We start from the raw sequence: 11,699 nt of genomic DNA on the forward strand, positions 1-11,699 counted from the left end.
TCGGGATACTCTGACAGAAAGGTCCGTCAGAGAAACCTGACATCGGAGGCGACATGACCACCACCGACCGCTGGACCCGCGCCCGCGGCGCCCGTGACCTCGGTCGCTTCGTGCAGCAGGCCCGCAAACGCCGCGGACTCAGCCAGGCTGCGCTCGCGGACGAGCTCGGCCTGACGCGCCAGTACGTCTCCGAGGTCGAGTCGGGTGTCGGGAACCTCTACATCACCCGGCTGTTCGAGATGTTCGACGAGCTCGGCATCGACGTCCGGCTCGAGGAGCGGGGCACGGATGACCGCGTCTGAGCTCGACGCCTGGCTCTACGGCAGCCGCGTCGGCCGGTTCTCCGCGCGGGACACCGGCCGGGGCGCCCTGCGCGTGGAGCTGGAGTGGGACGCCGCGGCGATCGACCGCTGGGGATACGGGTCGCGCGTGCTGTCCCACCTGCTGCCCATGGACGCCGACGCCCCGCCCGCACCGGCCCGTGTGAACGCCTGGCTCGACGGACTGATGCCCGAGGGTCGCGTCCGTGACCACATGGCGATGGACGTCGGTGTCGACCCGGACGATCCGGTCGGCTTCTTCGGCGCCTACGGCGGGGACACCGTCGGGGCGCTCCAGTTCGTCGCCGTGGGCGCGGACCTCCGCAGCGTCGACGGTGATCCCGTACCGCTGGACGAGTCCGGTGTCGCCGACCTGCTGCGCGCGAGCATCGCCCGCGCGGGCGGGACGGCGCGCAGCCAGCGGCTGACGAGCTCGCTGCCGGGCATGGAGCCGAAGATCGGTCTCGTCCGGGACGCCGGCACCTGGTGGCGCGCCGCCCCGGACCGGCCGACCACCCACATCCTCAAGGTCGCCCGGGACGCCGACTCGCCGACTGCGGACCTCGTCGACACCGAGGCGGCGGCGATCGAGCTCGCACGGCGTATCGGCCTCACCACGATCCAGGCGCACGTGGAGACCTTCGAGGACGTGCGCTGCCTCGTGGTGTCCCGGTACGACCGTGTCCCCGACGCCGAGGCACCGGGCGGGCTGCGGCGGATCCACCAGGAGGACGCCGCCCAGGCGCTGGGCATCAACACCCGCGACCCGGAGCGCAAGTTCCAGCACGGACGGACCATCCCGTCGCTGCGGGCGATCGCCCAGGTGCTGCGCGACGACGGCTCCCGCCCGGACCGCCTCCTGGCGCTGACGACGCTCAACCTGGCCCTCGGCAACACCGATGCACACGCCAAGAACATCTCGATGCTGCGCCGCGCGGACGGGACGGTGTCCCTCGCCCCGGCCTACGACATCTCCATGCACCTGCACCACGAGCACGCCTCGCGCGTCTTCGCCATGGACGTGGCGGGCACGCGGGACATGGATGCGATCACCGGCACCGACCTCGTGGACGAGGGGGTCGCGTGGGGGCTGCCGCGTCGCCGGGCGGAGCGGGTCGTCACGACCACGCTGGACGGCCTGCGCACGGCGCTGGGGGAGGTCGACCGCGACGCCCACCCCGGCGTCGGCGAGGCGGCGTGGCGCACCGTCGAGGCCTGCACCGACCGTCTGCGCGCTGACCTGCGCTGACCGATCAGTGCAGCGTGCGCTGCATCAGCATCGTGCTGACGTCGCGTCCGTGCTTGCGCCCGACGTCGCGCAGCACCCCGACGACCTCGAACCCGAGGCGACGGTGCAGGGGCACCGACCCGGCACCCGCCGGGTCGTCGGCGACGACCGCGACCACCTGGCGGATGCCGGCCACCGTGCAGGCGTCCAGCAGCGCCGACAGCAGGCGGGTCCCCACGCTGCGCCCCTGCGCGGCCGGTGCCAGGTAGATCGTGTCCTCGACGGTGTGGCGGTAGGCCGCCCGCGGACGCCAGGGTGTCACGTAGGCGTACCCGACGACCGCGCCGTCGAGCTCGGCGACGAGGAAGGGGAGTCCGCCCGCGTCCGCGTCCTCCAGCCGGTCGGACCAGTCGGCGGCGCTCGGCGGGTCCTCCGCGAACGTCACCGCCGTACCGGTCACGTACGGCGCGAAGATCGCGGCGACCGCCGGGAGGTCGGCCGGGACCGCGCGCCGGATCCGGGGACGGTCCACCGCACCGGGCGGCCCGTCGCCGGGGGAGGGGAGTGGTGCCACGGGGCGAGCGTAGACCGACCGCGGCCTAGGCTGAGGCCATGCCTGCACTGATCAACCCGAGCATCCTGTCCGCCGACTTCGCCAACCTCGAGCGTGACCTGCATGCCATCGCGACGGCGGACGCCGCCCACGTCGACGTCATGGACTACCACTTCGTGCCGAACCTGACGCTCGGCCTGCCGGTGTTCGAGCGGCTGGTGCAGGTCTCGCCGGTGCCCGTCGACGGCCACCTGATGATCGCGGACCCCGACCGGTGGGCGCCCGCCTACGCCGAGGCCGGCGCGGCGTCGGTCACCTTCCACGCCGAGGCGGCACAGGCCCCGGTGCGGCTGGCGCGCGAGCTGCGACGCCTGGGAGCCCGCGCCGGGGTGGCGCTGCGCCCGGCGACGCCGGTGGAGCCGTACCTCGACCTGCTCGCCGAGGTGGACATGATCCTCGTCATGACCGTCGAACCGGGCTTCGGCGGCCAGTCCTTCATCGAGGGCACGCTGCCCAAGATCCGCCGCGCGCGGCGCGCGATCAGCGAGCAGGACCTCGATGTGCACATCCAGGTCGACGGGGGAGTGTCCCGCGACACGATCGAGCGGGCGGCCGAGGCGGGGGCGAACGTCTTCGTGGCGGGCTCCGCGGTGTACGGCGCCGAGGACGTCCCGGGGGAGATCGAGACCTTGCGGGCGATGGCCGAGCGCCACGTGCACTGAGCGGCACGGAGCCGGGGCGGCGAGCGAGGTCGGCGCCGTCATCGCTCCCACAAAAATAGTGTGCCAAGCACCGAACGGTGATCAGATCGACGTCCGCACCACGGACCCCAGCAGCGAGGACGCGAGGGTCTCCGTCTACGCTGGGGATCGTGAAGACCTTCGACTCCCTGTTCGCCGAGCTGTCCGCCAAGGCCGAGTCCCGTCCCGCCGGGTCGGGGACCGTCGCGCAGCTGGACGCCGGCGTCCATGCGATCGGCAAGAAGATCGTGGAGGAGGCCGCCGAGGTGTGGATGGCCGCCGAGCACGAGTCGGACGAGGCGGCCGCCGAGGAGATCTCCCAGCTGCTCTACCACCTGCAGGTCCTGATGCTGGCCAAGGGGCTCACGCTGGAGGACGTCTACGACCATCTCTGAGCGCTCGGTCGTTCCCGGCCCGGCGCGCTCCGACGTCTCCACCGATCCAGACCAGAACGAGGTAACCCGTTGCTCCGCATCGCCGTCCCCAACAAGGGGTCACTGTCCACACCCGCCACCGACATGCTGCGCGAGGCCGGGTACCGCCAGCGTCGCGACGGCCGTGAGCTCGTGCTCACCGACGCCGACAACGACGTCGAGTTCTTCTTCCTGCGCCCGCGGGACGTCGCCGTCTACGTCGGCGCCGGCACCGTCGACGTCGGTATCACCGGCCGCGACCTGCTGCTCGACTCGGGCGCCGCGGCGGTCGAGCACCTTCCGCTCGGCTTCGCAGGGTCGACGTTCCGCTACGCCGCACCGGCCGGGACCATCACACAGGTGGAGGACATCGCCGGCAAGCGCGTCGCCTCGTCCTACACCCGGTTGGTCGCCGACCACCTGGCACGCAAGGGTGTCGAGCCCTCGGCGATCGTGCACCTCGACGGTGCGGTGGAGAGCTCGGTCCGGCTCGGCGTCGCGGACGTCATCGCCGACGTCGTCGAGACCGGGACGACGCTGCGCGCCGCCGGCATGGAGGTGTTCGGCGAGCCGATCCTGCGGTCCGAGGCCGTGATGATCCGCCACGCCGACGCATCGGAGCCCGCCGGGCTCGACGTCCTCACACGACGCCTCCAGGGCGTGATCACCGCCCGGGAGTACGTCCTGCTGGACTACGACGTGCCGATGGAGCTCCTCGACGCCGCGGTGGCGGTGACCCCGGGCTTCGAGTCGCCCACGGTGTCCCCGCTGCACAACGGCCAGTCGGCCGCCGTGCGGTCGATGGTCCGCCGGGCGGACACCAACCGCGTCATGGACGTGCTCTACGAGGTGGGGGCGCGCGGCATCCTCGTCACGTCCATCCACGCCTGCCGCCTCTAGACGATGGTCGACGACGGCACCGGTCGGGAGTTCCGCACGTTCCGCCCGCTCTGGGCGAGGGTGGCGGTCGTCGTGACCGGTGCCGTCGCGGCGGGCGGCAGCCTGCTCGTCGGGCTCTTCGCCCCCACGGGCGTGCTGCTGGGCGACGGGACCAGGCTGTCCTTCGTCGTCTTCGCCGCGTTCGTCGTGTGGCTGCTGTGGCGCCTGGGAGGCGTGCACGCCCGTCCGGACGACGACGGCCTCACGGTGCGCAACGTCGTGCGGACCCGACGGGTCACCTGGCCCGAGATCGTCGCGGTGCGGATGACGACGAACGACTCCTGGGTGGTGCTCGACCTGGCCGACGGCGGCACCCTCGCCGTCATGGCGATCCAGCGCGCCGACGGCGAGCGGGGGATGGCCGAGGCCCGTCGGCTGCAGTCTCTCGTGCAGCGCCTGGGCGAGGCGCCCGACGTCGACTGACGCCGGGCGCCCCGTGCTCAGGCGGTGTGGGCGGGGTGCCGCTCGCTGCGCGGGGCACGACCCTGCGGTGCGCCCTTGTCCGGGGCGATGCGCAGCTGGCGGCCGGCGACGTTGGCCCGGCCGATCTTGTTCATGGCCGCGTCGTCGAGCGGCTTGGTGATGTCGACGAGCGAGAAGCTGCCGAAGATGTCGATCTTGCCGATGTCCGCGCCGCGCAGACCGCCCTCGTTGGTCAGCGCCCCGACGATGCCGCGGGGCTGGGCGCCGTGCGCGTGGCCGACCGCGACCCGGTACCGGGTGCCCTCGGCGGGGCGCCGGATGCCGCGGGACCGGTCCTCACGACGGTCGGCCCGGGGGTGGCGGTGCGTGCGGTCGCCGTCACGGTCCGACCGCTCGGCACGCTTCGTCTCCCGCGTGCGTCCGCCGCGGACCTCGGCGCGCTCCTTCTCGTGCTCGGCCTGAGCGGCCAGGTGCTGCGGCCCGTCGTCTCCCACCGCGAGCGCCAGCAGGGCTGCGGCGACCTGGGTGGGGTCGGGGGTGGTGCCGTCCTCGCCGGGGGTGAGGTGCTGGGTGAGCAGCTCGGTGTACAGGTCGAGGCGGCCGGCCTCGAGCCGGGTGGGCACCGTGGACAGGATGGTGCCGGCCCGGTGGGCGGAGACGTCGCGGGGCGAGGGGATCTCGGCCTCGGTGAGCCTGGTGCGGATGGTGCGCTCGATGTGCTTGAGCTTGCCGCGCTCGTGGGGGGTGACGAAGGACAGGGCCTTGCCGGTGCGGCCGGCGCGACCGGTGCGGCCGATGCGGTGCACGTAGGCCTCGGCCTCGCGGGGCAGGTCGAAGTTGACGACGAGTCCGATGCGGTCGACGTCCAGGCCACGGGCGGCGACGTCGGTGGCGACGAGCACGTCGAGGGAGCCGTTGCGCAGGCGCTCGACGATCTTCTCGCGCTCCTTCTGGGCGACGTCGCCGGAGATGGTGGCGGCGGAGACGCCGCGCTCGACGAGGGCGACGCCGACCTCCTCGGCGGCGGCGCGGGTGCGGGTGAAGACGATGGTGGCGTCGGCGTCGGAGGTGGCCAGGACGCGGACCAGCGAGCCGACCTTGTGCCGGAAGGGCACGACGGCGTAGGTCTGCTCGACGGTGGTGACGGTGCTGGACTGCCGGCTGACGGCGATCTGCACCGGGTCGGTCATGTGGGTGTCGGCGACGTGGCGGATCGCGGCCGGCATGGTGGCGGAGAACAGGGCCACCTGCCGCTCGGCGGGCGCCTGGCCGAAGATCTTCTCGACGTCCTCCGCGAAGCCCATGCGCAGCATCTCGTCGGCCTCGTCGAGGACGAGGAACTTCACGTCCTCGAGGGTGAGAGCGGAACGCTCCATGTGGTCCATGACGCGCCCGGGGGTGCCGACGACGACGTGCACGCCGTCGCGCAGGGCGCGCTGCTGCGGCTGGTAGGGGGCGCCGCCGTAGACGGGCAGGACGTGGACGCCGGGCAGGTGGGCGGCGAAGGACTCGACGGCCTCGGCGACCTGCATGGCGAGCTCGCGGGTGGGGGCGAGCACGAGCGCCTGGACGCGGCCCCGGGCGACGTCGGCCGCGGGGTCGAGCGCGGCGAGCAGCGGCAGGCCGAAGGCGGCGGTCTTGCCGGTACCGGTCTGGGCGACACCGGTGATGTCGCGTCCGGCCAGCAGGGCGGGGATGGCCTCGGCCTGGATGGGGGAGGGCGTGGTGAAGCCGAGGTCGTCGACGGCGCGCTGGAGCGGGTCGGGCAGGCCGAGCTCGCTGAACGCGGGCTGCACGTCGGTGGGCAGGGTGGAGTCAGGGGTGCTCATGGGGTTTGACCATTCGTCGGGTGCGGGGGAGTCCTGCGTCGCCGTGGCGGCGAGGCGGTCGCTCTGTCCCGTACACACACCTGCCCCGCCGCTGGTGGCGGGGCCCTTGAACACGCGGGAGGACGACGAACTCCGAGGGAATGCCCCCATGCTACGGGGCGTGCGGTCACCGGGGGAGGGCGGGGCCCGGTGAGTTTGCCCACTACGTCGTGGACGGGCCGCGGGTGCGTAGGATGTGCGAGGTAGCAGCCCGGTGGACGCAGGCGGTGAACGTGCAGGCAGGTGGGCAGGCCGACTCGGCGGTCTGGACGGTCCCGAACGTCGTCAGCATGCTTCGTCTGGCGCTGGTGCCCGTGTTCGCCGTCCTGATCGTCGTGGGCGAGGACGTGTGGGCGCTGGTGGTCCTCGCCGTGTCGGGCGCGACGGACTGGCTGGACGGCGTCCTGGCGCGACGGCTGAACCAGGTCACCAAGCTGGGCCAGATGCTGGACCCCGCGGCGGACCGGTTGTTCATCCTCGTGACGCTGATCGGCCTGACCTGGCGCGGCGTCATCCCGTGGTGGGTGCTGGCGGTCATCGTGGCGCGCGACGTGATGCTCGCGTTCCTGGTGCGCCCGCTGGCCCGGCGTGGGTACGGTCCGGTGCCGGTCACGTTCGTCGGCAAGGCCGGCACGTTCGCGCTGCTGTACGCCTTCCCGCTGCTGCTCCTGGCGGCGATGCCGGGCGGCGTCGGTGCGGTGGCGCACGTGATCGGCTGGGCGTTCGCCTGGTGGGGCATCGGGCTGTACTGGCTGGCCGGCTTCCAGTACGTGCGGCACGTGCGCCGACTGGTGACCGACGACCGTGGTGAGGCGCAGACGGAAGGTGCGGCATGAACGTGGCGACGGGTCGGCGCCCGGACGAGTCGATGACGCTCCTGGTCGAGGTGATGGAGAGCCCGCTGGACGCGGGGTACGCCCAGGCGGCACGTCGCCGCGCGGCGGGGGAGCGGAGGCACCGGTCCACGCTGGCGCTGCTCGGGCTGCTGGCGGTGCTGCTCGGGCTGATGACGGTCGCTGCCGCCCAGCAGCTGCGAGCGCCCGTGGAGGGTGTCTCGGCGCGCGAGGTGCTCCAGGAGGAGATCCTCGCGCGGCAGGCGACCGCCGAGGACCTGCGGGAGCGCTCGGCGGCGCTGTCGGCGGAGATCACCGCACTGAACGAGGAGACGTTGGCCGCCCAGGACTCGGAGCTCGTGGACCGGCTGCGCCTGGACGGGGTGACCACCGGGTCGGTGGCGGTCTCGGGGCCGGGACTCGTGGTGACCCTGAGCGACGGCGCGGTGGGGACCGCCCAGGACGGTTCGGCGACGTCGGCGCCGGTGCAGGCGATCGACCTGCAGCGGGTCGTCAACGCGCTGTGGGCGTCCGGCGCGGAGGCGATCAGCGTCGGCGGGGAGCGGCTGACGTCGGTGTCGGCGATCCGGCACGCCGGCCAGGCGATCATGGTGGATCTCGTGCCGCTGCCCGGGCCGAGCTACGCGGTCGAGGCGATCGGTGACCCGGAGGCGATGCAGACCGCGTACGCTCGGACCGACGCGCCGGCGTACACGCAGCTCCTGTCGTCGCAGTACGGCATCGGGTCCTCGCTGGAGACCGCCGACTCGTTGGAGCTCGCCGGGGTGGGCAGCCAGCTGTTGCGGTATGCGGAGCCGGTGGAGGCGGACGTGAGTCCGGACGAAGACCAGGAGGGGAACCCATGATCGCCGTCGTCGGGCTCGTGATCGGCGTGGCCGCCGGTCTGCTGCTGGAGCCGACCGTGCCCGTGGCGCTGCAGCCGTACCTGCCCATCGCGGTGGTGGCGGCGCTGGACGCGTTGTTCGGTGGCCTGCGCGCGAAGCTGGACGGGCTGTTCGACGACAAGGTCTTCGTGGTGTCGTTCCTGTCCAACGTGCTGGTCGCGGCGTTCATCGTGTTCCTGGGCGATCAGCTCGGTGTCGGTTCGCAGCTGTCGACGGCCGTGGTGGTCGTGCTGGGCATCCGCATCTTCTCCAACGCGGCCTCGATCCGCCGGCACCTGTTCAAGGCATGAGGATGAACGACGACGAGCGCACGGACTCCCCGGACCGGACGCCGGGCGAGGACGACACCGCACCGCTGACGCCGCCGGACGCGGCCGCGGAGCCGCCCGCGCCGGGGGGCGGGGACGTCGAGCCGACGCCGGTCGCCGAGCACCCCGACGAGCCGGTCGGGGAGACGGCACCGCTCGAGGAAGCGACCCCGCTCGGCGAGGGCCTCGACGAGCCGACGCCGCTCGAGGAACCGGCACACCCGGACCTGCCCACGGACGCCTCCGGGGAGTCCGCGAGCGGCCACGGGGCGCGCGTCGCGGCGGACCCCCTGGACCTGTCGGTCCCCGTCGAGCAGCTCGACACCGGCGACGAGCCGGTGCCGGGCCACGGGGCGGCCGCGGCCGAGGACCCCGCCCCGGGGACGGGCGAGACCGACGACGGCGCGCACCGGACGCCGGAGCCGGTGCACACCGGCCCGTTCCCCCCGACGGGTGCCCAGGCCCTCCCCAGCCGTGCCGACGACGAACCGGCCGGCTCCGCCCCGAAGGGCACCGGTGCGCACGAACCGCCCCCGGCGACCGGCTGGCGGGCGCTGGGTCAGATGCTGCGCCCGCGGGGCACCCGCTCGCAGCTGCTGGTCGCGCTGCTGCTCGCCGCGCTCGGGTTCGCGCTCGTGGTCCAGGTGCAGCAGTCCGCCCAGGACCCGCTGTCCTCGGCGCGCCAGGACGACCTGGTGCGTCTGCTGGACGAGGTGACCCAGCGCTCGGAGCAGCTCGGCGACGAGGTGCGCGAGCTGACGGAGACCCGGGACGAGCTCGCCTCCGGTTCCGGGCAGGCGCAGGCGGCGCTCGAGCTGGCGGAGGAGCGGGCGACGTCCGAGGGCATCCTGTCCGGCAGGCTCCCCGCGGTGGGGCCCGGTCTGGAGATCGTCATCAGCGACCCCGACCGGGTGCTGGCGGCCTCGAAGATGTTCAACATGCTCGAGGAGCTGCGCAACGCCGGGGCGGAGGTCATCGCGGTCAACGACGTCCGCCTGGTGACCTCGACCTGGTTCCTGGACGGCGCGAGCGGCATCATCGTCGACGACCAGCTCATCGAGCCGCCGTACCGCTGGCAGGTCATCGGTGACCCCGCCACCCTGACACCCGCGCTGGAGATCCCCGGCGGCGCCCTCGCCGCGGTGCGCAACGACGGGGCCGACGCCCGCACGGAGGAACGGGACGAGGTCCTGATCGACGCCGTCCGCGTGCCCAGCGAACCCGAGTACGCCACCCCGAGGCGCCCCGCGGAGTAGACCGCGGTCGGAACCTCACGAAGGCTGCTTCCCGACGCAGGTGGTGAGAAGGTAGGTTGAGCGGACGACGGCGCACGTCGCCCGCGTGATTCAGCAGGAGGACGAATGACGGACCCGCGCTCCACGCCGCGCCACGAGGCCGGCGCGGACACCACCGCGCATCTCGGTCGGATCGGTGGTTCCACCGAGGAGCAGACCCCGCGCGTCCCGCTGACCGCGGAGGAGTCGGCCGCCGTGTCCGCGCTGCCGCGACACTCCGCCCTGCTCGTGGTCCAGTACGGGTCGGGTGCCGTCGGCGAACGGTTCCTGCTGGACACCGACCGCGCCGTGGCCGGACGCAGCGAGCACGCCGACATCTTCCTCGACGACGTCACCGTGTCGCGCAAGCACGCGGAGTTCGTCCGCGAGGGCGACCGCTTCGTGGTGCGCGACATCGGCTCGCTCAACGGCACGTACCTCAACCGCGAGCGCATCGACGCGGCGGTCCTGACCACGGGCGACGAGGTCCAGATCGGCAAGTTCCGGATGTCCTTCCACGCCAGCCCGCAGGCGCCGCGGGACCTGCAGGCGCCGGCATCGTGACGGCCGGTTCCGGGGCGGCCTCGGCTTCGGAGCCCGACGCGCCGGAACCCTGGCCGCGGGGGATCTCCCGCCACGCGGGCATGCGGATCTCCGACGTGCTCAACCACCTGCGGGGCGACTTCCCGCACGTGTCCCACTCCAAGCTGCGGTTCCTGGAGGACCAGGGCCTGATCACCCCGGTGCGGACACCGGCGGGCTACCGCCAGTACAGCCCCGCGGACGTCGAGCGGCTGCGGTTCGTGCTGTCGGAGCAGCGGGACTCCTACCTGCCGCTGAAGGTCATCAAGGAACGCCTGGCCGCGATGGACGCGGGGGAGCCCGCGCCCGGTCCGTCGCCGCGCCCGGCACCGGACGGTCCGGGCGAGGACTCGCGGCGACGCTGGACCGTGGAGTCGGTCGCCGGCACGACGGGCACGAGCGTCGAGTTCGTCGAGTCCCTGGTCACGGCCGGGGTGCTGCAGCCCAGCGGCGACACCCTGGACGGGTCGGCGGCCGAGGTGGTGCGCATCGTGCAGCGCCTGACCGAGCACGGCATCGAGCCGCGGCACCTGCGTCCGCTGCGTGCCTCCGCCGCCCGCCACGTGGCGCTCGTCGACCAGGCGGTGGCCCCGTACCGCAGCCACCAGAACGGCAACGGCGGCACGGTCGCCGGGGAGCTCGCCGCCGAGCTGGGCGACCTGCTGGCCCGGCTGCACACCACCTGGATCCGCCAGGGCACCGACGGCACCGTCTAGCCGGCCCGGCACGCGCGGGTGGGCCCACGTCGTCGTACCGTGGACAAGGTGGGAAGAGACGAGGGCGCCGAGGCGCCCATGGTGCCCGTCGAGGTGCTCGGGGTGCGTCAGCAGCAGAACGACCAGGAGATCGTCGTGCTGCTGCTGGACACCTCCGCGGAGCTCGCCGTCCCGATCGTCATCGGTGCCCGCGAGGCGTCCGCCATCGCCATGGCGCAGGCGGGGGTCGCCACGCCGCGCCCCATGACGCACGACCTGCTGCGCGACCTGCTCACCGCCGTGGGGGTCGAGCTCGAGCGGGTGGAGATCGTCGCCCTGGACGGCGGCATCTTCTTCGCCGAGCTGGTGCTGTCCAACGGCACCCGCCTGGACTCGCGGGCCTCGGACGCGATCGCCCTGGCCGTGCGCACCGGCAGCCCCGTGCTGTGCTCGGCCGAGGTGGTCGCCGCGGCCGGCGTCGAGATCGTCGACCTCGCTCAGCAGCGCGAGGTGGAGAAGTTCCGCGACTTCCTCGACCACGTGAACCCGGAGGACTTCACCAACCCCGAGTCGGGCGACGACGTCGAGGACGGCGGCAGCCCCGACACGCCCCCTTGA

Annotated in this window: 15 protein-coding genes; 13 read left to right on the forward strand and 2 right to left on the reverse strand. The window is 73.2% G+C overall.

Going from position 1 to position 11,699, the window contains the following annotated elements:
* Window positions 1-53: 53 nt before the first annotated feature.
* Both Q6347_RS13850 and Q6347_RS13855 read left to right on the forward strand, forming a co-directional pair.
* Window positions 54-302: a helix-turn-helix transcriptional regulator gene (locus Q6347_RS13850; RefSeq protein ID WP_304607662.1), complete on the forward strand. Its 249-nt coding sequence runs from the start codon at window positions 54-56 to the stop codon at window positions 300-302.
* Complete coding sequence (locus Q6347_RS13855; RefSeq protein WP_304607663.1) at window positions 289-1,569, forward strand: type II toxin-antitoxin system HipA family toxin; 1,281 nt, start codon at window positions 289-291, stop codon at window positions 1,567-1,569. Before Q6347_RS13850 ends, Q6347_RS13855 begins: the two co-directional genes overlap by 14 nt.
* Window positions 1,570-1,573: 4 nt before the next feature.
* Here the strand turns inward: Q6347_RS13855 and Q6347_RS13860 are convergent, their stop codons facing one another.
* Window positions 1,574-2,122 (reverse strand): GNAT family N-acetyltransferase, encoded by a 549-nt coding sequence (locus tag Q6347_RS13860; protein WP_304607664.1) that lies wholly within the window; start codon window positions 2,120-2,122, stop codon window positions 1,574-1,576.
* A 38-nt stretch (window positions 2,123-2,160) separates the two neighbouring features.
* Between Q6347_RS13860 and rpe the strand changes: the two genes are divergently transcribed.
* The 4 genes from rpe to Q6347_RS13880 all read left to right on the forward strand — a co-directional run bounded on the left by rpe (window position 2,161) and on the right by Q6347_RS13880 (window position 4,616).
* A complete protein-coding gene (rpe, locus tag Q6347_RS13865; protein WP_171245822.1) occupies window positions 2,161-2,823 on the forward strand; it encodes a ribulose-phosphate 3-epimerase in 663 nt (220 codons plus the stop codon).
* A gap of 149 nt (window positions 2,824-2,972) precedes the next feature.
* Complete coding sequence (locus tag Q6347_RS13870; RefSeq protein ID WP_171245821.1) at window positions 2,973-3,236, forward strand: phosphoribosyl-ATP diphosphatase; 264 nt, start codon at window positions 2,973-2,975, stop codon at window positions 3,234-3,236.
* 69 nt (window positions 3,237-3,305) lie between these two features.
* Window positions 3,306-4,154 (forward strand): ATP phosphoribosyltransferase, encoded by an 849-nt coding sequence (gene hisG / locus Q6347_RS13875; RefSeq protein ID WP_304607665.1) that lies wholly within the window; start codon window positions 3,306-3,308, stop codon window positions 4,152-4,154.
* Window positions 4,155-4,157: 3 nt separating this feature from the next.
* Entirely contained in the window at window positions 4,158-4,616 is a 459-nt protein-coding gene (locus Q6347_RS13880) for a PH domain-containing protein (protein ID WP_304603873.1), read from the forward strand.
* A gap of 17 nt (window positions 4,617-4,633) precedes the next feature.
* On the opposite strand, the gene Q6347_RS13885 is transcribed toward Q6347_RS13880, so the two are convergent.
* Window positions 4,634-6,445, reverse strand: coding sequence for a DEAD/DEAH box helicase (locus Q6347_RS13885; protein ID WP_304603874.1), 1,812 nt, complete (start codon window positions 6,443-6,445; stop codon window positions 4,634-4,636).
* A gap of 272 nt (window positions 6,446-6,717) precedes the next feature.
* Here Q6347_RS13885 and Q6347_RS13890 point away from each other — a divergent pair, with 272 nt between their 5' ends.
* From Q6347_RS13890 to Q6347_RS13920, 7 genes are all read left to right on the forward strand, one after another.
* Complete coding sequence (locus Q6347_RS13890) at window positions 6,718-7,320, forward strand: CDP-alcohol phosphatidyltransferase family protein (RefSeq protein ID WP_304604444.1); 603 nt, start codon at window positions 6,718-6,720, stop codon at window positions 7,318-7,320.
* On the forward strand, window positions 7,317-8,183 hold the full coding sequence (locus tag Q6347_RS13895; protein WP_304603875.1) for a DUF881 domain-containing protein: 867 nt from the start codon (window positions 7,317-7,319) through the stop codon (window positions 8,181-8,183). Before Q6347_RS13890 ends, Q6347_RS13895 begins: the two co-directional genes overlap by 4 nt.
* Window positions 8,180-8,512, forward strand: a complete 333-nt coding sequence (locus Q6347_RS13900) for a small basic family protein (protein WP_171245815.1) — start codon at window positions 8,180-8,182, stop codon at window positions 8,510-8,512. The genes Q6347_RS13895 and Q6347_RS13900 overlap by 4 nt, the downstream gene beginning before the upstream one ends.
* 2 nt (window positions 8,513-8,514) lie before the next feature.
* Window positions 8,515-9,786: a DUF881 domain-containing protein gene (locus tag Q6347_RS13905; protein WP_304603876.1), complete on the forward strand. Its 1,272-nt coding sequence runs from the start codon at window positions 8,515-8,517 to the stop codon at window positions 9,784-9,786.
* Between the two features lie 105 nt (window positions 9,787-9,891).
* The gene (locus Q6347_RS13910; RefSeq protein ID WP_171245814.1) at window positions 9,892-10,368 is read left to right on the forward strand and encodes an FHA domain-containing protein; all 477 of its coding nucleotides are present in this window, start codon (window positions 9,892-9,894) and stop codon (window positions 10,366-10,368) included.
* Window positions 10,369-10,448: 80 nt separating this feature from the next.
* Window positions 10,449-11,102, forward strand: a complete 654-nt coding sequence (locus Q6347_RS13915) for a MerR family transcriptional regulator (protein WP_304607666.1) — start codon at window positions 10,449-10,451, stop codon at window positions 11,100-11,102.
* A 78-nt stretch (window positions 11,103-11,180) separates the two neighbouring features.
* Entirely contained in the window at window positions 11,181-11,699 is a 519-nt protein-coding gene (locus tag Q6347_RS13920; protein ID WP_304604445.1) for a bifunctional nuclease family protein, read from the forward strand.

It is taken from the genome of Isoptericola sp. b408, from assembly GCF_030588085.1.
GTDB classification, from domain to species: domain Bacteria; phylum Actinomycetota; class Actinomycetes; order Actinomycetales; family Cellulomonadaceae; genus Isoptericola; species Isoptericola sediminis.